This is a genomic window from Wolbachia endosymbiont (group A) of Dendrolimus pini, assembly GCF_964026835.1.
Lineage (GTDB): Bacteria > Pseudomonadota > Alphaproteobacteria > Rickettsiales > Anaplasmataceae > Wolbachia > Wolbachia pipientis.
Genome location: NZ_OZ034702.1, coordinates 132477 through 154500 on the forward strand (window position 1 = coordinate 132477; position 22024 = coordinate 154500).

Annotated in this window: 21 protein-coding genes, 1 tRNA gene and 1 pseudogene; 14 read left to right on the forward strand and 9 right to left on the reverse strand. The window is 35.1% G+C overall.

Going from position 1 to position 22024, the window contains the following annotated elements:
• Positions 1-100: 100 nt before the first annotated feature.
• Positions 101-295, forward strand: a complete 195-nt coding sequence (locus AAGD66_RS00595; RefSeq protein WP_264723964.1) for a hypothetical protein — start codon at positions 101-103, stop codon at positions 293-295.
• A 37-nt stretch (positions 296-332) separates the two neighbouring features.
• Complete coding sequence (locus AAGD66_RS00600) at positions 333-2336, forward strand: hypothetical protein (protein ID WP_341814473.1); 2004 nt, start codon at positions 333-335, stop codon at positions 2334-2336.
• Between the two features lie 28 nt (positions 2337-2364).
• On the opposite strand, the pseudogene terL reads toward AAGD66_RS00600, so the two are convergent.
• The 4 genes and pseudogenes from terL to hflK form a co-directional block, all read right to left on the reverse strand.
• A pseudogene (terL, locus tag AAGD66_RS00605) lies at positions 2365-3784 on the reverse strand (phage terminase large subunit).
• A gap of 116 nt (positions 3785-3900) precedes the next feature.
• Positions 3901-5385, reverse strand: coding sequence for a DegQ family serine endoprotease (locus AAGD66_RS00610; protein WP_264723962.1), 1485 nt, complete (start codon positions 5383-5385; stop codon positions 3901-3903).
• A gap of 3 nt (positions 5386-5388) precedes the next feature.
• Positions 5389-6261, reverse strand: a complete 873-nt coding sequence (gene hflC, locus AAGD66_RS00615; protein ID WP_155969359.1) for a protease modulator HflC — start codon at positions 6259-6261, stop codon at positions 5389-5391.
• Between the two features lie 2 nt (positions 6262-6263).
• Positions 6264-7298, reverse strand: coding sequence for an FtsH protease activity modulator HflK (gene hflK / locus AAGD66_RS00620; protein WP_010962866.1), 1035 nt, complete (start codon positions 7296-7298; stop codon positions 6264-6266).
• 453 nt (positions 7299-7751) lie between these two features.
• Between hflK and AAGD66_RS00625 the strand changes: the two genes are divergently transcribed.
• The 5 genes from AAGD66_RS00625 (at position 7752) to AAGD66_RS00645 (ending at position 11058) form a co-directional block, all read left to right on the forward strand.
• On the forward strand, positions 7752-9641 hold the full coding sequence (locus tag AAGD66_RS00625) for a hypothetical protein (protein WP_264723961.1): 1890 nt from the start codon (positions 7752-7754) through the stop codon (positions 9639-9641).
• Between the two features lie 107 nt (positions 9642-9748).
• Complete coding sequence (locus tag AAGD66_RS00630; RefSeq protein WP_153296807.1) at positions 9749-9913, forward strand: hypothetical protein; 165 nt, start codon at positions 9749-9751, stop codon at positions 9911-9913.
• Between the two features lie 216 nt (positions 9914-10129).
• On the forward strand, positions 10130-10399 hold the full coding sequence (gene cutA / locus AAGD66_RS00635; RefSeq protein ID WP_410529793.1) for a divalent-cation tolerance protein CutA: 270 nt from the start codon (positions 10130-10132) through the stop codon (positions 10397-10399).
• A tRNA-Gln gene (locus AAGD66_RS00640) sits at positions 10390-10464 on the forward strand. Before cutA ends, AAGD66_RS00640 begins: the two co-directional genes overlap by 10 nt.
• A 135-nt stretch (positions 10465-10599) precedes the next feature.
• A complete protein-coding gene (locus AAGD66_RS00645; protein WP_237357357.1) occupies positions 10600-11058 on the forward strand; it encodes a hypothetical protein in 459 nt (152 codons plus the stop codon).
• A gap of 15 nt (positions 11059-11073) precedes the next feature.
• Here the strand turns inward: AAGD66_RS00645 and AAGD66_RS00650 are convergent, their stop codons facing one another.
• The 3 genes from AAGD66_RS00650 to recG all read right to left on the reverse strand — a co-directional run bounded on the left by AAGD66_RS00650 (position 11074) and on the right by recG (position 14441).
• On the reverse strand, positions 11074-11361 hold the full coding sequence (locus AAGD66_RS00650; RefSeq protein ID WP_010962862.1) for a hypothetical protein: 288 nt from the start codon (positions 11359-11361) through the stop codon (positions 11074-11076).
• Positions 11362-11631: 270 nt separating this feature from the next.
• Entirely contained in the window at positions 11632-11832 is a 201-nt protein-coding gene (locus AAGD66_RS00655; protein WP_010962861.1) for a hypothetical protein, read from the reverse strand.
• A gap of 587 nt (positions 11833-12419) precedes the next feature.
• The gene (gene recG, locus AAGD66_RS00660) at positions 12420-14441 is read right to left on the reverse strand and encodes an ATP-dependent DNA helicase RecG (protein ID WP_015589220.1); all 2022 of its coding nucleotides are present in this window, start codon (positions 14439-14441) and stop codon (positions 12420-12422) included.
• Positions 14442-14744: 303 nt separating this feature from the next.
• Here recG and AAGD66_RS00665 point away from each other — a divergent pair, with 303 nt between their 5' ends.
• Positions 14745-15563 (forward strand): hypothetical protein, encoded by an 819-nt coding sequence (locus tag AAGD66_RS00665; protein WP_341814475.1) that lies wholly within the window; start codon positions 14745-14747, stop codon positions 15561-15563.
• Here AAGD66_RS00665 and miaA read toward each other — a convergent pair.
• A complete protein-coding gene (gene miaA, locus AAGD66_RS00670; protein WP_155969421.1) occupies positions 15560-16444 on the reverse strand; it encodes a tRNA (adenosine(37)-N6)-dimethylallyltransferase MiaA in 885 nt (294 codons plus the stop codon). The genes AAGD66_RS00665 and miaA overlap by 4 nt on opposite strands.
• Before the next feature lie 75 nt (positions 16445-16519).
• On the opposite strand from miaA, the gene AAGD66_RS00675 reads away from it, so the two are divergent.
• The 5 genes from AAGD66_RS00675 (at position 16520) to AAGD66_RS00695 (ending at position 20134) form a co-directional block, all read left to right on the forward strand.
• On the forward strand, positions 16520-16990 hold the full coding sequence (locus AAGD66_RS00675; protein WP_010082479.1) for a hypothetical protein: 471 nt from the start codon (positions 16520-16522) through the stop codon (positions 16988-16990).
• Between the two features lie 118 nt (positions 16991-17108).
• Entirely contained in the window at positions 17109-17696 is a 588-nt protein-coding gene (locus tag AAGD66_RS00680) for an L-threonylcarbamoyladenylate synthase (RefSeq protein WP_006280292.1), read from the forward strand.
• Positions 17697-17713: 17 nt separating this feature from the next.
• Positions 17714-18535 carry a DNA polymerase III subunit delta' gene (locus AAGD66_RS00685; RefSeq protein ID WP_155969419.1) on the forward strand — a complete coding sequence of 274 codons (822 nt, stop codon included), beginning with the start codon at positions 17714-17716 and terminating at the stop codon, positions 18533-18535.
• 73 nt (positions 18536-18608) lie between these two features.
• A complete protein-coding gene (locus tag AAGD66_RS00690) occupies positions 18609-19403 on the forward strand; it encodes a hypothetical protein (RefSeq protein ID WP_022626354.1) in 795 nt (264 codons plus the stop codon).
• 68 nt (positions 19404-19471) lie between these two features.
• Positions 19472-20134: a conjugal transfer protein TraJ gene (locus AAGD66_RS00695; RefSeq protein WP_264723996.1), complete on the forward strand. Its 663-nt coding sequence runs from the start codon at positions 19472-19474 to the stop codon at positions 20132-20134.
• On the opposite strand, the gene AAGD66_RS00700 is transcribed toward AAGD66_RS00695, so the two are convergent.
• Positions 20131-21627 carry a proton-conducting transporter membrane subunit gene (locus AAGD66_RS00700; RefSeq protein WP_010962853.1) on the reverse strand — a complete coding sequence of 499 codons (1497 nt, stop codon included), beginning with the start codon at positions 21625-21627 and terminating at the stop codon, positions 20131-20133. The two genes, AAGD66_RS00695 and AAGD66_RS00700, sit on opposite strands and share 4 nt — an antisense overlap.
• Positions 21628-21770: 143 nt before the next feature.
• Between AAGD66_RS00700 and AAGD66_RS00705 the strand changes: the two genes are divergently transcribed.
• On the forward strand, positions 21771-21959 hold the full coding sequence (locus AAGD66_RS00705; protein ID WP_155969415.1) for a WPE palindromic element domain-containing protein: 189 nt from the start codon (positions 21771-21773) through the stop codon (positions 21957-21959).
• The last annotated feature ends 65 nt before the right edge of the window (positions 21960-22024 follow it).

The following is a 22024-nucleotide window of genomic DNA, read 5'->3' on the forward strand; positions in this document are numbered from 1 at the left end:
AAGAGTGAATAAAATTTTTTGAAAAAAAATATAAAAAAGTGCTTGCACTTAATTTTATTTTTAGTATATTAATTACATAATATTTTTACTGGGGGATAATATGGATAGTAATAAAGGTTCAGGTTATGAAAAACGAAAATATGGCGATAATAATGCACCAGGAGGAGGAAGAATTAGAGCGGATGCTATAGATCCAAGGAGAGTTGATGACTTTACAGAGAGAATTAAGCGTGAGGAGGAGAGAAGGAAGCAAAATCAATCTAGTGGTCAAGGTAGTGGCAGAAGTGGTAAGTAACAGTAAATTTATGGTAATTTGAATAGGGAGGGATATTATGCCTAATATAATGAATCAAGAATTAGTAAGAGCATTTAACATTATTCTTTGTCATAATGAGGTTGCTATTACTAATCTTACCGTACAAAGCACAGATCAAACTTTTTTTAAGAAGGAAGATCGTATTGTTATCTCATTTGATAAAAGTATGGATGCTGATCAATGCATGAAGTATTTAAACAATATGAAAGGAAGGATAGTAGAAACATTCTGTGGAAATGAAAGTACTGCTAGTTTATCTTTTGATATGAAATCTTTTCCTTTTAATTTCAATCGGAGCCAATTGGTAGATAGTAATGGAAAGTATAGATTTTCAGTGCCGATAGATCAAAGTATAGTTTTCAATCTAAAATGTTTGCTAGCTAATGGGCTTGCGAGAGACATCACAGGTGCTATGGGAAGAGATTTTGGTTTAGAACATGTAGAAGGGTATACATCTGATGAAAGCTTTGACAGGAAATCTTATCTATATTGTATGCGTTTCTATGATAAAAGGTTACAAGAGTATTTTATAGAGTCATTCTCAGCGACAGTAAAAGGTTATAAAAATAGTCCTAAAAGAACTGATGGTTTCTTGAAAGTCAAGGACAATTGTGTGTATATAAAGGGGAGCATCTTTAATAAGGCTAAGTTCATTAAGGACATAGTAAAACACAAAGCATCTTTGGAATGTCGTGATTTTGAGGTTACAAGTGCTGAGGATGAAACTGTTGAGAATCTAAAGTTTCCAGTGATTGATTTGTCTCGTAAAGTAGGTATACCAATTAATTCTGTACTTCATGTTTCTTATACAGGCAGTGGTGAAAATTCAGTTCTTATACCTGCTGCTAAGGAAATTATTGATAATATTATATATTATAAAATTTTAAGCAAGGAACAAGCGGATGATATTAATAAAGTATTTGGTATGACCGTGTTAAATAATGTTGAAGATTGTATTTCACCAAAACATCTACCAGTATTTGGCAGGAGAGGAATATACGGAATAGATTTTGCTAATCAAGACATTTCTTATTGTGTGCTGAATAAAATCATGGAAAGCTCTGTAATCAACAAAGACCATGAACTGTCCATTGACCCTGAGCTTCCTCGAACGCTATTAGCTGAACCATCACCGACACGGGGGTGTCCCAAGCAAAGTCGTGGTGAAGGGTTAGAGAGTCCTCCCAGGCAAGGATCAGAAAGAGAGGAAGAAACAGAGCCTTCTCTGGGGGTGCTGGGGGAAATAGATCCAAGTCAATCCACTTGTTCTCTTAGAGCATGGGATAGTTCAACATTCTTAAATTCTGAGGTTTCTAATAAGGAACCTGAAAAACAGCAAGTTACTGATGAAAGTGATCGAAAAAGTAGTAATGAGTGTTCTGAAGCAAAGTCACAAGATAGTAAATCTCCGGAGAAGAAATATGGGGGTGGTTGGCGTTGTAGTAAAAGAAAGTCTGATGGTGTAACTTCACTTTTTAGGCAAAATAACAAAGGACGTGGTTCGGTGTATTCGATATCTTCAAGTGTAAGTGTTCCTGGGGGTCCTGTAACTAAAAAATCATCTGTGTCTAAGCTATTTTCTTCATTCCCAGCTAGAATAAGAGCAAGAAGTAATCCATCCTCAGCGGTGACTTCTCCTATGCATGAAGGTGGACCAGAGTGGCAACAACGTCTTAATCCTGATCAGAGAGAGGAACTACGCCCATTTCTTTCTCCTGAGGAGCGAAAGAAGCTAAACTCCAACTATTTCTCCCCTGGGGAGGAGTGGCATTTATATTTGACGCGTACTCTTTCGGGGAAAAGGGAGCTAAGCAGATTTCTATGTGAGAGTAAAGAATCACAGTTACGGCGACTTGCAGAAGCACAATTATCGTCACCTGATAACTCTAATAGAGATAGTGGTTTTTCTTCTATGGGATCGCCTGCTTCTCCTGTTGTACAACATAAGGGAAGTGCCCCTTTAAAGGTTACAGAGTGTAGTGTGCAACAGGTAAACTCACATTCTGTAGAGCGTACGTGAGAAGCTTTGGGGAAATAAATTTAGGTTTTTAGATATATCTTAACCACCTAAATGGTTTATTAGGGTTGGGGCCAAAGTCTTTGACCCTGAAAGCACTGGTGTTAGTTTTTCTTGTCCATTGCAGATATTGCGCGGTACTATCCACTTGATCATCATGGCGAGCTTCTGGGAACATTAAAATTTCGTACTCGAAATCGCTGAGCCATACTGCTTGCTGTGGCAAAAAAACCCTACCAGACTCTATCACCGGAACAATTTTGAGTGAGTTTGTCATTGTGTGGAATTATTTCGATAATCGGTAGATCGCTATTTGCCTTTAGCTCTTGTGTTAATTGCTGACCACTTGTTTTTGCTTCAATCAAAATTGCGTGTGGCGTCCATCTTGCAGCTAGTGACAGAACTTGCTCTTTAAGCTTTGGATACTCAAGCTTTGCTCGATATACATCAAGTAGATAGAATTTATTATCTATTTTTGCCCAGGTGGTGCAGACGCTAAAGTCGCTGGAATCGTTTGTTGAAACTGCAGTGTCCCAGCTTTGAGTTACATGTGAGAGATTATCAGGGAAATTTTTATAGCGCTTTAGCCACTCTTGTTTTATTATACCGCTTGAAAGTGGTAGAGGATTTTGTTGGTATTGAGCAGCAAAAGCGTAACTCCCGAGTTCAACTTTTATCATCTCAACTTCTTCTCTTCCTCCCTCCAGGGGATATAATAACTCATTCTCTTCTCTTGAATATAAACCTTTTTCTTGTGTTATAATTGAGTCGATTATCTCCACTTTTTCAGAAATCATTGGCAAACAAATGTGATGCCATATGTTTTTTGGCTTGGATAAGAGGTGCCCTGTTAAGTCTTCCAGGTGGAGCCTATGCATCACAAGCACAATTACTCCTTTTTTTCTATCGTTGAGTCTCGTTACTAAAGTCTGATCGAACCAGTTTGTGGCACGTTTTCTAAATGTTTCACTCAAAGCTTGAGCAGGGTTAAGCGGATCATCCACAATAATAAAGTCACCACCTTCACCGGTTAATGTTCCTCCAACTGATGTTGCGATTCTAAATCCTCTCTGCACTGTTTGGAATTTATATTTAGTGTTCTGGTCTTTGGATAGTTCTACCTCTGGAAATAGTTCTTTATACCAATCAGATTGCATTATGCACCTGGTATCGAGCGAATGTTTTTCACTAAGCAACTTAGAATAACTTGCAACTATTATTCTTGCAGTTGGCTGATTTCTCAGTATCCATGCGGGCCACGCAACACTCATACATATGGACTTCATTGAACGCGGAGGCATATTGAATATTATGCGCCTTACTTCGCCAGCATTCGCTGCTTCCAGCCTGTCTGCTATGACTTTTATGTACTGATAATCATTATACTCACATCCCGGCACCACTGTTTGAAAGCACAGTTCAATGAATTTTAGAAAATTTATATTATCCATATGTGTATTTTAGTGAATGGAATGTAGACTTTAATAGTTTTGATTTGTCTTGTAAGATTGAGGTGTTATAATGACAGGCTTACAATGCTGCTAATTTAGTAAATAACCTACGAGTGCTATTTCTTCAACTTTATCGAAGTAAAGAATTGATTTCCATTGCGGTAAATGAGCAACATTATTGAATCTTTACCGTTTTTCTTTACTGCTGAATCAACTTGTTTTTGAAAATCATTAGTATTTTCTATATCGGTTCCATCTAATTGGATAATAATGTCTCCTTTTTTAATACCACGCAGCGTGGCATTACTGTTACTATCTACATTGGTAACTATCACACCTTTTGTAGGATTACTTTCTTTTGATTCTTTTGGCAGATTTGAAACAGTTAAACCGGTTACATAATCAGATGTTGATTTATTTTCTTCTTGATTGTTATCTTGGCCATCATTTGTAGATTCTCCGATCACAACTTTAATATTAACCTCTTTGCTCTTTCTAAGTAACTTAACTTGCACTTTTTTCTCAGGTCCAGCTCTTGAAACCATTTGAGGTAATTGTGTCATTCTATCGATTTTTTTACCGTCAAATTCTAATAATATATCACCTACTTTAATCCCACTTTTTTCTGCAGGACTATCCTTTACTATACTTGCAACCAATGCGCCTTTTATATCTTTTAAACCCAAGGACTCAGCAAATTCTTTCGTTATAGGCTGAACTTGCACACCAAGCCAACCATGTTTTATTTTTTTGCCACTTTTTAATGTGTCAATAATTGACATAGCTAAATTAGATGGTATGGCAAAACCTATACCCACGTTGCCGCCAGACTCAGATGGAGAATAGATAGCAGTATTAATACCTATAACTTTTCCATTTAAATCAAATAACGGTCCTCCAGAGTTACCCCTATTAATTGCAGCATCAGTTTGAATAAATTCATTCATAGTGCCAATACTAATGTCCCTGGACCTTGCAGATATAATTCCTGTGCTTACAGAGCCACCCAAACCAAATGGGTTACCTATTGCCATAACCGTATCACCAACCCTTGCTTTATCAGAATCACCAAATGCAACAGAAGAAAGATCTTTATCAGAATTAATCTTAAGCACAGCAAGATCAGTTCTTGCATCATAGCCTAAAACTTCTGCTTTGAAATAAGTATTATCGTTCATAGTAACTGTGATATCTTGGGCGTTTTTAATAACGTGATAATTTGTTACTATAGTTCCACCTTTATCTATAATAAACCCAGAACCAAGCAACACCACCTCTCTGTTAACACTAGGGCCCCTATCCATAAAAAACTGATCAAAATGCTCAAAAAACTCTCTAAAATCATCAAAAAAATTATTTCCTGGCATAGATGGAACTCTAGTTCTGCTGTTATTTTCTTGTTTGATGATTTGTTCGCTTGAAATATTTACAACCGCAGGAATGAGTTCTTCCACTAAATCGGCAAGTCCTTGATTACAGTTGCATGCAGTAGTGCTAGCATCAACGACCTTTTTTGCATTCCAATCAAACATATTAGCATACGAAGAAAACGCAATTAGAAAATATGCAAATATAGATAAAATAAATGCCTTACTTTTCATAAATTATTTCCATCCTTTATTTAAAATATCTAAAAAGTTATTGTTTGGTGAAAGTACAAATTTAGTATTATTTTCGGCAAATGATTTACTGTAAGCACTCATAGAGCGATAAAAGTTAAAGAACTCTTCATCAACTTTAAATGCCTCATTATAAATCCTAGTTGCTTCAGCATAACCACGACCCCTTATTTCGTACGATTCTTTTACTGCACTGGAGATAATTTCCCTTTTTAATTTATCAGCTTTTGATCTAACTTCCTGCCCAGCTTGCTCTCCTTCTGCTCTAATTTCTTTTGCTTCTTTTTCCCTTTCAGTTTGCATACGGCGAAATATTGCAGAACTATTTTCTTCTGGTAAATCTGCTCTCTTAATTCTTACATCTATTATTTCTATGCCAAATTTTTCAGCTTCAGAATAAACTCCACGCTGAATCAATTGCATAACCTCTGATCTTTTTTCATTCAACAAGCTAATCAACGAAAATCTGCCTATATTTTCTCTTATGTGTGCTTCTATAACCGGATATAATCTTCTAACCAGACCTGATTCATTCCTCACAGCCTGGTAAAAAGTAACAGGATTTGTTATTTTATATTTTGCATACGCATCTACTATAATACGTTTTTGATCCGCTGTTATCACTTCCCTTGGGATCTTATCAGGACTTAAATCTAAAACTCTTTTATCAAGAAACTCTACACTATTTATGAATGGCAACTTAAAATATAAGCCACTTTCCCTAACATCCCTTACAACTTTACCCAGTTGTATAACTATTGCTTGCTTTGTTTCTTGCACAACAAATATTGAATTAGATAAAGCAATCAATAAAACAACAAATACAGAAACAAAAACAATTTTAATATTACTACTCATGGTTATTTTCCTAAATTTGTAAGAGGTAAATAAGAAAACATACCTTTCAGATCATCAGTTACAACAACTTTGTCTACCTTACTGAAAATATTTTCCATAGTTTCAAGATAAATACGATTCTTAACGAGAGAAGGATTCTGTCTATATTCCTCATAAAGAGATAAAAAGCGATTTGCATTACCTTTTGCTTCATTTATTATTTCATTTTCATATGCTTGTGCATCTAATTTTATCTTTATCGCTTCACCCTTTGCTCGAGGTATAATATCATTATTATAAGCATATGCTTCGTTTATAGTACGCTCTTTGTCTGCACGAGCACTTTGTACATCTCTAAATGAGCTAATGACTTTTTCTGGTGGATCAATTTTTTTCATTTGAACAGATAAAATCTCTATACCCATTTGGTATCCATCAAGAATCTGCTGCAATAGAATTCTAGTATCTCTAGAAATTTCTGGTCTGCCTTGACCAAGTGCAAAAGAGATCGTATTTTTACCTATTATTTCTCTCATGGCACTTTCAGCAGCATTTTTAACACTGAAACCGGGTTTGTAATCCCGCACTTTGAATAAATAGTCCTTAGCATCTCTAACGCGCCACTGAACCTCGAAGTTAACGTTGACTATATTTTCATCTCCAGTTAGCATCACGCCTTCACCGCGATCTGTATCTCGCCCATAAGAACTACTTACCCCAATTTCTTCACGATTTACTTCCTTAACGTTCACTTTAAAAACCTTGCCAATAGGGTAGGGGAAGTGATAACGCAAACCAGGTGTTTCCGTATTAGAATATTTACCAAAGGTAAGTTCTATACTTTCTTCACTAGGATGGACAATATAAAAGCCAGTGCAAGCATAGAACAGCAAAATAATGAAAATGATGAAATAAGGTTTTTTGCCCCTGTTTCTGGTTAATCCATTAAGAAAGAACCTTATATCAGATACAGCTTTACTTAAAATATCTTCATTATTAGGAGTTTTGTTCCCTACCGGTTTCTTTCCCAGATTCCAAGGATTATTATCATCAAACATAATGATTGATTCTATAATTAATACGCTAATATTACTTCTTTAATAAGAAAATGCAAACATAAATTGCTATTTTATTTACAAATTAATCATCAGGATGGAAAACATGATCGTACACTTCCTTTTCTCTATGTAGTATGGTTGACTCTATGGAATTTTCTGGCTTTTTTTTGAATTCTTTGTTGTCACTCTTTAAGTGCACTACGTCTTCGTGAAAATGGAAATGATAGCTGAATAATAAAACCATTATTATTAAAGTTATAACAGCCAAAAAGATGAGTGTTCTTTTTCTATACCTCATAAATGCTGCAGCTTCTTGACCTAATTTTCCACACTATCAAAAAACACGTCAAGCGAAATTATTTGAAGACAAATAAATACTGGCAATCAATTTAACACTAACTTAAGAATCAAGGAATACAATTATAATATATTTAATTAATAGTGAGGTTTAAAATGTCACCTAATGAAAAAAATTCTGTTGTAACTGAACAAGGAAATGATCTTGGTTTGAATAAAACGACGCAAGATTCATTAAATTTAGAGGCTGCTAAGGATCCCAAGAAGCTAAAAGAAAGAATTACTGACCTGTTAAAAGGGGATACAGAATTCTCTAAGATGAAACAAGGAGATAAGATTCTTGTAGTAAGTGCAGCAAGTGGATTATTTACGGCAGTACTACCACTTTTGGCAGTTGGTGCAACACTTGCTATACCAGGTGCTATAGTTGGTCTTGCTTTATATTTCGCTGTAAAAGTCGCTGTAAAAACAGTTCAATCTGGATATAAAGGGCTCAAATGGTCAGCAGAAAAAACAGTTGATGGGGCGAAATATACTGCCGGGAAAGTTAAGGACACGTCAGTATATACTGCAGAAAAAGCAAGAGAAGGTTATTATTCAGTAAAAGGAGCTATAAGTTCTGTGGGACGAGCAACAAGAGAGAGAACTGGTGCTACGTTAGGAAAAATGGGGCGCAGTTTAAGTAATTTAAGTAAAAGTATGTCTAGTTTAGACGCCATCCCATATTCAATAGATAACGAAGGTCAAACTGTTGTTTTGAAAACAGAAGAAAAAACAAGGAATTTCAATAGTGTAAAGGAGATGTTTATTAAGGAAGTTCTTGAAGACAAAGCCGTGAATAGCTTTGCTTTAACTAAGGAAATATTTTCTAAGCTGGGAGAAAAAATATTAGAGAAAGCTTATTCTGTTGATGGTCAATCAGGTTTCCAAAAGGACCAGTTGATCAATCAGTTGAAACAGCAAGCAGATTTTGTCAATAAATTATACGCTAAGAAGTTGCAAAGTTTGTTATCTAAAGATAATAACAGTCTTTATGAAATTTTCTCTGACCATCACGATGAAATTAAGAGGATTGTTAAAGAGTGCAAAATAGAGCATAAACTTTCTAACTCCATAGAGAACCTTAATGAAGTAGCAGGAAAGTATGGTATCAGAAAAGGTTCAATGCAATCTTTTGAAAACAGCTCATCAAGAAGCAGTTCAATGAGTTTTCTAAATTCTGTAAGTACTGACAGTACCATTAGCAGTGAAGCGGAATTGTTAAATCCTGCAAACCATAAAGAAGTGAAAACAGCTACTTCACTTTGGGATAAGGTTTCATCACCTTTCAAAAGTGGCAAAAAGTCAGAAAAAACTTCTGAAGTTAAATATCAAGTTCTTTCTGAATCAGACACGTTGCCTAGAAAAATAGGAAATAGCACTTTTTACGTTGATACTCCTACTCCAATTGAGAATACTAATAAAACTGCAACAATAGGAGGAAGACCAGGAGTTGCACGACGTAATAGTACTAGCAACCTTACTAGGGTAGAAACTCCAGAAGTACCAACTAGAAGCGCCTCATTGACTAACTTAAATGGACAAAGTTCTTTCAGTGAAGATGTTCTCAGTGATCCTAAAGTAAACCAATATCTTGGTAATTCGAATAAAGGAACTCTAACTCGCAGTAATTCTTTTGATAGTGCAAGAGGTTCATCTGGTCCTTCTACACCAACAAGCTCATTAGAAAGATTGGAACAATCTTTCAGTAAAGATGAAGTTGGGGCAGCAATGGAGAAAAACTTAAAAGAATTTAGTTTAAGTGCTAAAACTGAATCTACATTACACAATTCTTTTAGTAATCGTAATGGTTCTGATAGTGGATTCAATTCACCAACTTCTTCTCCAACACATACAATGTTTACTGAAAATGGCAAGGCAAAAACCCAAGCTGACTTAAGAAAGACAGGTCATCTGGACAAACTGGTGGGACAGCCTTCTACGAAAGTAGCTGTTGACACTGACGTTCAACAGCAAGCTGCACAAACAGCTGTGAAAACGAACTAAACAAAGCTATCCACCTTCTCCAAAAGGATGTTACTCATTGAGTAACATCCTTTTTTGTTTTTAAACTATAGAAAAATCCTAGATCCCAGCGGTATGCGTACAACCGTATGAACATTGTGATTTCTCTGCTAGGAAAGGTGTCATCCCAGTGCTTGACTACTTGGATCCAGGAAAGTTTGCTTGTTTACAAGCAAACTAGCATAGAAAGTGGTTACAACGTTTTCGATGAGATTATATGGAAAACTGGATTCCAGTGTCAAGCACTGGAATGACATCACAGGGGCACTGGGATGACACCTTTACGTTTGAGGCAAACTAGCTATAACACTTAACATACTACCTTTGCAAACAAATGTTCATACAGTACGCGCTGGCGTTATTTTGTCTTGATGAATAAACCTGAGTGGAGTATAGTAGCAATGCGTTTATATAGATTCTAATGAATAATTTAGTTTTCAACTTTTTCAAATTTAAATGAGGCTAAAACTATTTCTGAAGAATTGTTAAACGAGAAGTTAATTGTATGTGTAACTGAAGTAAATTCTCTGTATTTATGGAAGGGTGAAATTAACAGTGGTTGTGAAGTAGTGGCAATTATGAAGAGCAGGAATGATCAAGTTGATAAAATTGTAGAAAAAATCGAAGCAATGTATTCTTATGATCAGCCAGCTATTGCTGTGATGCCCATAGAAAAAGCAAATAAATCTTTTACTAATTGGGCTAATAGTGTTATTGATGTAAGTAGTATTGGGGTGTAGCCAAGTGGTAAGGCAGCGGTTTTTGATACCGCCACGCGAAGGTTCGAATCCTTCCACCCCAGCCATATTGAAGTGGGTGTGAAATGATATCACTTTTCTATAAATTAAGATTATTGAATTATATATTAGGTAGTCTAAAAGATATAATTGTGAAACTGTTTCTCTTCACAATGTATCTTTACACATTCAGCATTGTGCTCATGTTTCTCAGCAATGGTTTTTGGTATGCTGTAGAATTTTGCTCTTTCAAAAATGCGTTTTACCGTTTGTTTCAATATTGCAAGTGGTATTATGAAAATAGGGAAGATCTCGGTTACGGAATTTCTATTCGAATATTAGTGGCGTTTCTTACTCCGCATTTTCTCTATAAATTATTACTTGGCACAGGCTGGAAGTCCTTTTTAAAGGGAAAGATAATACAGATACTCAACACAAGAAGAAAAAAGGGTAGTGAGTTCAGTAACAGTAGCAAACCAAGTGGCAGTAGTTATAGTGATAAGAATAATTACAGCAATAACAGTGGTAACAATGAGCGTCAAGCTCAAGATGCAAAGCGAAAAGTAAACATGATAAAGCAGCTATTAATCAAAGATATAGAGGCAACTATAGATAGGAGATTGAATTATATTTTTTTCGGTAAAAGGAGTAAACCTCATTAAGTATATAAAAAGGCTTTATCTAGTAAGGCTTTTTAAGGTTGGCTGTATTTTATTTTTTACGTATACCGGATCACAATCAGCCAATATACATGTGTGCACAAAATCTTGACTAAAGTCTGACAACCAAGAAATTGCCTTACGTTTTTCTACCAAGCTTTCTGTTTTTTTACAGTTACTTGCTGCATCAATCATTGCCTGCGCTATTACTGATTTCCACAGCAAATAATACCTTTGTATATCATCTGACGTACTATTTGTTTCATAGTGGTTAAAAAATTCTTTAAAATTGAAGTTGTTTGACATAATGATACCTCTTTGGATTGAAATTTGAAATGATTTGAGTTTATGTCGCCACAGCAGATTCCGCTAACAAGCAGCGGGATAACGAATTACTTAACCGTCATTACACCGTCATACCGCGATTCATTCGCGGTATCTCGCTAACAAGCAGCGGACCGTCATACCGCCGCGGCGCTAACAAGCAGCGGGATGACGGTTGTCAGGCCAGCGCCCCCATGATGTCATTCAAGTAGCTGACACTGGTTCCTTTATGACGGCAGTGCCCCTATGGTGTCATCCCAGTGTCCCTATGATGTCATCCCAGTGCCCAGACACTGGGATCCAGGAATTTTGATTGGACACTGGGTTGGTAAGCATAAAAGTGTTATGTAAAATACAACGTTCTTGATGGGATTGTGTGAAATGCTGGATTCCAGTGTCTGGGCACTGGGATGACACCATAGGAGGCTGCTTGGATGACAAAAAAAGGAGCACTGGAATGACAGCAATCTACGTCATACCGCGATTCATTCGCGGTATCTCAGCCGCTAACAAGAGATCCCGCTGCGGGATGACGGTTGTCGTTCAGCCATAAACATTAAGAAATTTACCAAATGAAAAAAAAGGCAAAAGAAGCCCCATGGTTATTATCCGCTTTAAAATATTGGCGTTTTTTATGTTTTAAACGCTTGACAAGCGAAATTCAGCTGCTTTTAATTGCAACTAACTTACGCTGCAAATGTTTAAGAAATTTACTAAGCAGAAAAAAAGACAAAGAATCCCCGAGTTAGCTAGTCTTTTACTATCTCTGTCGAGTATTGGCATTTTTTGATGTCTTGTAACGCTTTATAAGCGCGTTCAGCTTATTTAGATAAAAATCTAGATGTAGATGAAGTTTTGTAAAGACATACAGTATCTATATACTGCAAAAAATTGAACATAAGACGCCGATACATTAAGTAATCCTTACCTTTTAATCTGCAGATTGGCGAAAGCAAATACAATAGCTTCAGTTTCATGATAAGGGGGCTGGCGAGGTTTGTCAAGGAAGTTTTTTCGTTTCTGCGGGCTACCTGGTTTTCCTACTGAAATTTTGAAAAATGTAATCTACTCCTATATTCAAATATATCAAGCAGTAATTCAAAATCAGCCATTGCGCCTTTTGCGTTATTATACGCGAGATTGAGCAGCTCTTTGTCCTGATATAAATCAGCAAATTTAAATTCCATACATCCTGATTGTTTTGTGCCTAAAATATCTCCACTGCCTCTTAGCATCATATCCCTTTCAGCAATGTAAAATCCATCTTGTGACTCACACATGATCTTTAACTTTGAAGATGAGCTTTTACTTAAATTATCGTATAATAATACACAAAAAGATGGCTTGTTTCCTCGCCCTACTCTGCCTCTTAACTGATGCAATTGTGATAACCCAAATTGCTCTGCATTTTCTATAATCATGATGGTTGCATCTGGCACATCTATACCAACTTCTATCACAGTGGTTGCAACAAGCAGAGAAAATTCATTCCTTTTGAAGGAAAACATAACTTGATCTTTCTGCTCCTGAGTCAATTTTCCGTGTATTATCCCGACTTTATCAAGAAATGTTTTTTGTAATTCCTGAAAACGCATCTCTGCTGCAGCAATATTGGTCTCTTCGTTTTCTTCTATATATGGACAAATCCAATATGCTTTTTCGCCCCTGTTTATAGCACCTTTTAGCTTTTCAATAACATCTGGCACCCTACTAATGTTCATAGTTACAGTTTTTATTGGCAATCTGGATTTTGGTTTTTCTTTCAAAATTGAACATTCAACGTCACCATACATAGCTTGCTGCAAAGTTCTTGGAATGGGAGTTGCAGTAACGAAAAGTATATCGGCATTTTCTCCTTTTCCTACCAAGCGATTTCTCTGCATCACTCCAAATCGCTGTTGCTCGTCTATGACTGCAAGCCCTAAATTTTTAAATGTAACGTTAGCTTGAAATAGTGCATGAGTGCCAATCACTATATTTAAAACACCACTTGCAAGTTCGTTCATGATAATCTTTCTTTCCTTGCGCGAAGTTTTACCAGTAAGCAGCGCAACTTTTATATCGGTACAGGATAAAACTTCCTCAATCCAATTATAATGTTGCTCCGCCAAGATAGTAGTCGGTGCCATTAGAGCTGCCTGCATGTTGTTTTCTACCACATTTATCATCGCAAAAAGTGCAACTACGGTTTTGCCACTACCAACATCACCTTGCAGCAAGCTTATCATGCGATACTTGGATTTTTGTCTCTCTGAGATCTCATCTATTGCACGAGTTTGATCATTTGTTAATTGAAACGACAATTCATTTAAAACTTGCTCTTTATATTTACTCAATATTATAAATTCTCTTCCCCTTTCTTTCACATGATTTTTTCTTGCAAGTTTCAGCGCTAGCTGATACGCAAACAATTCATCATAAGCAAGCCTTTTTCTACAAACCTCAGCTTCCACCAATGAGCTTGGTCTGTGCAACTTTATGATGCTTTCCCTCCAACTTAACCATTTTTTTTGCTTGATTAATGTATCATCTATCCACTCTGGTAAATCAGGCAATTCCTTTAGATTAGAGCTTATTATGTTCCCAATGCGCTTATTGGTAATGCCACGGCATAATTGGTAAACTGGCTCTATGCAAGCTATTTTTTTAAATTGGTTGATGTCAAGCGACACGTAATCTGGATGAGTAATTTGCCAATGTTCAGCAAATTTTTCGAGTTTGCCACTGATGATCACATTCGCTCCAATTGGAAATAGTTTATATAAATACTTAACTGAGTAATTAAAAAAGACTATGAATATATACTGACTCTCACTTTCAACGACTATTTTATATGGTCTACCTCTAAAAGTGGGCGACTGATGTTCATAAACTTTTGCAATGAAAGTTGTAAATTCTCCAACTCGAGCATCAGATAGTAACTTGCTTCTATCCACATAACTAAGTGGCTTATAAAACAGCAGATCCACCACCTTGTCCCCACCACAAAGTTTAGGCAATATTGCGGAATGGAACTTAGGTATATTCTCCAGCCTGCTATTTAGAAAAATCTGATTGCTCATTGAGATTCATACATGTGTAAAACTGTTATAGAGCCTTTTTAAAATCTTGTCACCTTATGGTCAGGTATGCACTATAGCTAGCACAGCTCTCTAACGTCATACCGCGATTCATTCGCGGTATCTCAGCATAGATTCCGCTAACACGTAGCGGAATGACGATTTGTCGTTTTTAAAATCGTCGGTAAGCCTAAGTTACCCCTAACTATATTTGCTATCATAGGGCTTATAGTAGGTATTTTATTAACTTATTAATCATTTTTATGTATTATTATACCATTAGCAGTCTATATCAAGGTATTAATGATGAACAGCTCTACACCAAAAGAAAAGGAAAATCCAATAGTTACACTAAGAGCTCAAGCAGAAAAGTTTGGTTTTAGCAGGTTGAGGGCTGGTAAAGATGATGCTGAAGCGAATTCTGGTGCAACTATGTACGTAGATCTTCCAAGAATGAAACTTGTTATTCAGAACAAAGTTATAACAAAAGAGCTTGTTGATGAATTATATAATAAACATACCAACCTCATTTCAAATGACAAAAATAAGTACCGCCAATTTGTAAAACAAGTTTTTACAGAGCTATTTGAATATGCTGAAGCAGAAGTTCCAAATGATTCTATTCTAGAAGAACTAATCACTAATTGTAACCAGGCTGCTTATGTGGGTGCATTGTATGGTAAAGGAGGACCTATCCTTCATTTAGCTGAAACATATGGGTTATTGTTTCAGTCTAATCATGTAACACATATTAATTGTAGTGATCCAAGTCATGCGGCAATCAGAATTGAAGAAAAAATTGCAGTTCGCACTTTTGCAGAACTGGAAGAAGAATTATGTAAATTGGATAGCTCGCTAGAATTCACACTTAAGTCTCAAGGTGATAAAAATGTAACATATGAAGATGGTAAATTGTCACTTACTGTTCCTAAGAGACTGAAGGACTATAATATAGGTGATAAAAACTTGTTTGACGTTATAAAAGAGTGTTTTCAGAAATTTTGCGAGAGGCTTGGATTTTTTAAAATAAAAATAGAGCATGGTTTAGGCGATCCACTAGAAGTAAGCGACCATCTGGAAAATATGGAACCCCCTATTCGTAGTAATGAGCACGGCCTGAATTAAAATATCTTGAGCTTGTTTGCACAATCAATCACTTCAGCATTTAGAAATTGTTTTTTAAACCAGGTATACTGACGTTTCGCGTAGTGTCTTGTGTTTGTTTGAGCAATTTGTATCGCTTCGTCTAAAGTAATCTCACCTTTCAAGTACTTTATAATTTCTGGCACTCCGTGTGCTTTCATAGCTGGCAAATGTGGGGCTAGGTTCATGCTAAGTAGCTTTTTTACTTCATCAATTGCTCCATTTTCAATCATTGTAATGAAACGAGAATTTATTTTTCGGTATACATCTTCACGTTTAGGCAGAATTGTATATATCTTAAAATTATTGAATAAAGGAGGCTGTCTATTCTCTTGCCATACAAAAATTGACTTGCCAGTTTCAGTGATAACTTCAAGTGCCCTTGAAAGGCGGTGCGAGTCATTCATGAACACTTTACCTTGAATCCTTGGATCTTTGCTTAGCGCTAATTTGTAAAACTCCTCTTTACTTAAATTTTTCCTTAATTCGCTTACATTTTTCCTCACTTCCTGACTTATTTGTGGCATTGATGATAAGCCTTTGATTAAACTGCTGATGTAAAGCCCGCTTCCTCCAGTGATGATAGGTATTTGAGCATTTTCTAATGCGTGATTAACTTCTTTTTCTAAATCTTCTAACCATAGACCCACGGAATAATTTTCTTTTGCTGAAACATAACCATATAGTTTATAAAATTCTTCTTGCTTTGGCGGTTGAGCAGTAATTATGGGAATTTCTTCATATACCTGCTTTGAATCACAATTTATTATACTAATATTTCCATATTTTTCTATCAGGTTATCGCATAATTCTGATTTACCTGAGGCCGTAATTCCTGTAATAATTACTATATTATTTTTCATTTATATTAATTTAATTAACATATGATAAAGTGTAGTAAAAGTTTGGATTCTACAATCTAAAGTTTGGAGATTTTTATGGCAGAAAACAACGACAATAATTCATTTACTAAGCGTTTCACAAACAGGACTCCTGGCGGTACAGGGGAAGGTTTTTCCAGTAAGTATTCGTCTCAAAACACCAAAGAACGGGCATTAGGGGAAAAAGGAAAAATTTCTGAATTAGCAGGCAAAAAAACCGAATCCAAGGAAGCTTTTTCTGAAAGTGGCGGCATAAAAAGTAAAAGCAGAACTGTCAATGAAAGATCTTTTGCTGATGCAACAAAAAGAAGTAGGTCAGATCTTATATACTTAGTCCGTGGTAAAGATCGTGGAAAATCAGCGTGGCATTATGTATTAGTTGATAAAGAGAAAAGAGAAATGTTTCTAGCAAAAAGCAGAACTGGCTCTATAGATGTTGCAGACTATGGAGAGATTTTGTATTCAGGATGGGGAGAGGATCCACCACAGGCAATAATTGATAAAGTCAATGAAGAGTTTGGGTTGTAGCAAATCTGCATAACAAATGGTAAGCTGCGTTGCATTACGTTTACAAAAACTAGCAGTTACTATATAAGATACAGTGCAACAAAACTGATCTAGTTGTTATGAATAAGTTTTTAGCTATATGGTATCTAAAATAATAAATGCAATACAGAACAATTTATTAGTGTGTTTTCCAACAGAAACAGTGTATGCTCTTGCTTGTAATGCACTAGATAATGAATCTATAGGAAAAATATATCAGATAAAGAAACGCTCTCAAAATAAACCACTGTCTATATTTGTTAGTGATATTTACAATTTGACAAAAATAGCAAAGGTAAAGGAAAGATATATTGATTTAATAAACCACTTTTCTCCTGGACCAATTACCTATATTTTACCACTTAAAAACAACAACATATTGCCAAACGAATTCTTTAAAGATAGTATAGGTATCAGAATTCCTGAGCATCCTATTGCAATTTCAATACTAAACAAACTGAAAGTTCCAATAGTTGCAACTAGTACAAATATTTCAGGAAAAGAAAGTGTATGTAAGGCAAACGATATACCACAATCCATTAAGCAACATTTATCTGTAGTGATTGAAGATGACGAACTAGTTTCTGGTATAGAATCTACTATTATTGACTTAACCGAAGATAAGATTAAGGTTTTAAGGGAAGGTGCAATTTCATTACAAACAGTAAACAACGCATTTTCAAACTAAAATCTATAGGAGAAAGAATGAAAAAAGTAATAGGCCACAACCAAGCCAAAAAAAAAATAATGAACAACTTATCTGTTCAGTCTTGGCTGATCTGTGGTAAAAGAGGTATAGGAAAAGCAACACTTGCAAAATCCTTCTCCAATTGGTTACTCATAAAAAACTATAATGAAGTAGCATTGGACTTACACATTGTTGAAGGTGATACTATCGGAATAGAAAAAGTCAGAGAAATGAAAAACTTTCTACACTTAAGTCCCATTCAATCAGAACACAAAATAGCTATAATAGATAGCTTAGAGGCAATGACTAATCACGCTAAAAACGCAATATTGAAAATATTAGAAGAGCCGCCAAAAAATTCTAAGATATTTATAATTAGCCATAAGCCATATGATATACAAACCACTATCTTGTGTAGGTGCTTTCAGCTAAATTTACTCCCATTAACTTATGATGAAACAAAGCAAGTTGCTTCATCTCAATGTAAATTTGATAATCAAACGTTTGACGAAATGATTACTTTATTTCCTGGAATGCCAGGAATGATAATAAATACAATAAGTAGTGATGCTTATGAAGCATACAAATGCTTTTATAAATTTCTTCATGATTTAAAGAATCCCAATATGATTAATAAAGTAATTAATAGCGAAATCGAACTAGAACTAGCATCATATATAATTCAGGCCTTCATTTTAGAAAGCATAAAGAGAGAGGTAAATGGTGTTGAAATTCTGCTAAGTCAGTGGAAAAAAATAGATGAACTTTTCGTTGCCGCAAAGCAACTCCACTTAGATAAAAAGCATGTTTTAGCTAATGTAGTTAATATCATGACATAAGTTTACAAAGTATAATACTTTTAACATAAATTCATGATAAAATTCTGTTAATTTAATACTCGAAGTATATAATTTGACTGATAATAAATTAACTGTATGGCAATCAATAGAAGTTTTGACGAAAGCCATATTGAACATGCAGAAAAAATTAAGCTTAATTAAGAATATAGCTTCAGATCAAGACATAACCCTAGAAAAAGGAAAGGAGTTGTTAAGTGGCATTTATGAAGCAAATTTTAAGCTAAACAAGACAATCAATATAGCTACTTTGCCAAAAATTGGCTATCATATGCTAAATGGTGAGCTTGTTGTACGTAATCATATTACGGAAGAGGAAGTAAAGATTCCTGGAGATTTTCATTACCTTAAAGTCGTAAAATCCGATCATGATAATTATAAATTAACGTTTTGTAATTTTTTAGGTAATGAGTTTTTTGAATATAAAAAGTATGATCCACAATATTCTGGTATTTCAGATGAATATAAATTTGTGGATTTTGGTAGTGTAAAAAAGACTCATAATCTAAAATTTAAGGAATACATTGGTCATGCACCTAAATTTTTTGCTGCAGAAGGGCCTATTGAGCCTGGATCCCAAAACCATGTAATTGATCTATTTGAGCTAGTCAAAAGTGGTAAAGGTAGAAAAGTGGGAACCTTTGCTGATGAATTTGGTTATTTTGATGATCAAAATAAATTACATTATTATAATTATCACAAAAGTGTAGAAAGTAATACTTATGATCCTGAAAATTTCAGTGTAAAAATGATAAATATAGATGTGAGCAAAATCGATAAATTCTACCTCATTGCAGAACAAGGTGATATAATCATTCATCCTATTTGGGAAAATTTAGACATATTTTAAAGTTTTTTTTAGAGTATCTAAGCTTATTGTTATTATAATGATCCGATTAGGTCTGGTAGTATTGTGTTATGGAAGATAAATTGCTTGAATCAGTAAAAAACAAAAGTTATTTCAGTAAAGCAGTCGAATGGTACTGCCATAGGTATCTGTTTTGTGTAGCAGAAAGATCTTGGATGGCATTAATAGTATCGCTTCTCCTAGTATGCTTATGTTTATTAACATTAAACATATACCTGTTATTTCCTATTAAAAAAGATTTAAATTTTGTGAAGTATATGAACCACACAGAAGATGAGTTCTCTGCAATGCATAAGCTTAGTTTCAGTAAAAAGGAAGATGAATACACTTCCACAGCGAGGTACTTAATAAGTAAATACATTGAAATATACGAGTCCATTAAGATCGTTGAACCGAAGTACCAAGAAAATTTTATAAGAAAAAATTCTATACATAAAATCTATCAAGGCTTTCAGGAAAAAACGAATAATGAAGCTGGTAATTTGTCTTTATCTAAAAGAAAAATCGCCAACATAAATGTAATAACATTATCTATTGATCGATCGACCAAGGACTTAGTTACATTTGCTGGAAATGCTACTGTAGTTTTTACAACCGAGCAAAATAAGGAGGATACTGTGGAGATTAGCTTCACTTTGTCGAATATAAAAGCAACTCTGGCTGGTATAATACCATTTAAATTTATTGTTAATGGTTATAAATACAGATTTTAAAATATTACTTGGTAGCTAAAAAAAATAACCAAAGTGCACATAGCAGTAATAACTGGAGGTAAAACTAGAAGAATTGGTGTTTTTTTAATAAAGTAATTCTGAGAAGGTTTTAAGAAAAAGGCATTGTAAATTATCGGTAAAAAGTACAGAGCGTTGAGTATAGTACTAACAATTAACACTAGAGTTACAAACACAGAAAGTATTACATTGCCAGAGTTGAAAACAGCTTGAAAAATGAGAAATTTACCCCAAAAAGTCGGAGCAGGCGGCACCCCTATCATAGACAATGCACCTATAGCAAATGCTGTCATGCTAATTGGCATACTGCGTCCTATACCGTAAATCTTATCTATATATTTCTCACCTGCTCTCGTTATTATTGCTCCGGCAACGAAAAACAAAGTGATTTTTGCAAATGCGTGGCAAACTAATTGAAAAATTGCAACCCTCATGCTGAGATCACTAAAAATTGAAGCGAATAATATAATATACGACAATTGAGAGATGGTAGAGTAAGCAAGCAACTTCTTTAATTCTTTTTGCTTTAGTGCAATCAATGATGCAGTAATAATAGTAAATCCAGCAGCGTACGGAAGCCACCCTCCAGCAAACCAATTTTGCTGCACAAAACGTTGCATGTTATCGACGCCGAAAGTGTATAATATAACTTTTATGATGATGAAAACTCCGGATTTCACAACAGCAACAGCGTGCAGTAGTGCACTCACAGGAGTTGGTGCAACCATTGCTTTTGGTAACCAAAAATGCATTGGCATTAATGCAGCTTTTCCTATTCCGTAAATCAGCATAGCAAAACACACTGCAATGAAAGTGATGAGTGAAGTATCAAATTTGAATATTCCACCGCTTACAAAGTCTAAAGTATGAAATTCATGATATAAAAGGCCTATTGCAGGAAAAAATAATACCAAAGAAGAGAAAAATAGCACGCCAAAGTAATAGCGTCCTGCAATCATTGATTCATTTGTTGAGTTGTAAGTAACCAGAGGGTATGTACTAATAGTTAGAAGCTCATAAAAGACAAATGTAGTGAGCAAGTCTCCAGAAAAAGCAATAAACATTGCACAGCCAATCGATATTGAAAAAAAGCATAGAAAACTTGAGTGATTGCTATCAGCATAGTTATTCTGCATATAACATATTGCATATATACTGGTCAGCACCCATAAAAACGATATTAATAAACTGAATATTACTCCGGTAGACTCTAGCTTTAAACTAATGTGCAAATTATTACCAAAATCCATGAGAATAAATTGAGAATGATCACCATATACCCAATATAAAGTGCACAGACACGTATACGTAAACAGAAGTACAGAAGAAGTGACAGTAATACTATTGTTCACTCCGGGCCATTTACCAGTAAAAAAAATAACTAACGCACTTAAAAGTGGAATCAACGCAGTAATTAATAAATAATTCTCAGTAATTGAAAATGGTAAGGAAAGAGACGTTAAAACACAGTCCATTAAATAATTCATCTTTTTGTTTAGGTAAAGCTAGAATTATACTAAAATCATAGAAAAACCGCTATGTTTTTTTGGCAAACTAGTCGTTTGTGTATGCTATAGCTATACTGCGATTCATTCCACAACTGTACGAACATTTGTTTTTGTTAAACACAACAAAGATGTCATCCCAGTGCCCTGACTACTTGGATCCAGAAAACTTAATTTCAACTAAGTGGCTGCATAATAAAGGCTGGATTCCAGTGCCAAGCACTGGAATGACAGCAATCTACGTCATACCACCACGAACCGTCATACCGCGATTCATTCGCGGTATCTCATCCGCTAACTAGTAGGGGGATGACGAGCTTATCGTCATGCCACCGCGAACCGTCATACCGCCGCGGTATCTCAGCAT

Bases quoted from the DNA above. Each gene is read 5' to 3' on its own strand.
- AAGD66_RS00595 (WP_264723964.1), top strand. From the start codon at position 101: ATGGATAGTAATAAAGGTTCAGGTTATGAAAAACGAAAATATGGCGAT.
- AAGD66_RS00685 (WP_155969419.1), top strand. From the start codon at position 17,714: ATGAAAAAAGTAATAGGCCACAACCAAGCCAAAAAAAAAATAATGAAC.
- miaA (WP_155969421.1), bottom strand. From the start codon at position 16,444: ATGAAAAATAATATAGTAATTATTACAGGAATTACGGCCTCAGGTAAA.
- AAGD66_RS00610 (WP_264723962.1), bottom strand. From the start codon at position 5,385: ATGAAAAGTAAGGCATTTATTTTATCTATATTTGCATATTTTCTAATT.
- AAGD66_RS00650 (WP_010962862.1), bottom strand. From the start codon at position 11,361: ATGTCAAACAACTTCAATTTTAAAGAATTTTTTAACCACTATGAAACA.
- AAGD66_RS00645 (WP_237357357.1), top strand. From the start codon at position 10,600: ATGTTTCTCAGCAATGGTTTTTGGTATGCTGTAGAATTTTGCTCTTTC.
- AAGD66_RS00665 (WP_341814475.1), top strand. From the start codon at position 14,745: ATGAACAGCTCTACACCAAAAGAAAAGGAAAATCCAATAGTTACACTA.
- hflC (WP_155969359.1), bottom strand. From the start codon at position 6,261: ATGAGTAGTAATATTAAAATTGTTTTTGTTTCTGTATTTGTTGTTTTA.
- AAGD66_RS00700 (WP_010962853.1), bottom strand. From the start codon at position 21,627: ATGGACTGTGTTTTAACGTCTCTTTCCTTACCATTTTCAATTACTGAG.
- hflK (WP_010962866.1), bottom strand. From the start codon at position 7,298: ATGTTTGATGATAATAATCCTTGGAATCTGGGAAAGAAACCGGTAGGG.
- AAGD66_RS00630 (WP_153296807.1), top strand. From the start codon at position 9,749: ATGAACATTGTGATTTCTCTGCTAGGAAAGGTGTCATCCCAGTGCTTG.
- AAGD66_RS00600 (WP_341814473.1), top strand. From the start codon at position 333: ATGCCTAATATAATGAATCAAGAATTAGTAAGAGCATTTAACATTATT.
- AAGD66_RS00680 (WP_006280292.1), top strand. From the start codon at position 17,109: ATGGTATCTAAAATAATAAATGCAATACAGAACAATTTATTAGTGTGT.
- AAGD66_RS00695 (WP_264723996.1), top strand. From the start codon at position 19,472: ATGGAAGATAAATTGCTTGAATCAGTAAAAAACAAAAGTTATTTCAGT.
- AAGD66_RS00625 (WP_264723961.1), top strand. From the start codon at position 7,752: ATGTCACCTAATGAAAAAAATTCTGTTGTAACTGAACAAGGAAATGAT.
- AAGD66_RS00675 (WP_010082479.1), top strand. From the start codon at position 16,520: ATGGCAGAAAACAACGACAATAATTCATTTACTAAGCGTTTCACAAAC.
- recG (WP_015589220.1), bottom strand. From the start codon at position 14,441: ATGAGCAATCAGATTTTTCTAAATAGCAGGCTGGAGAATATACCTAAG.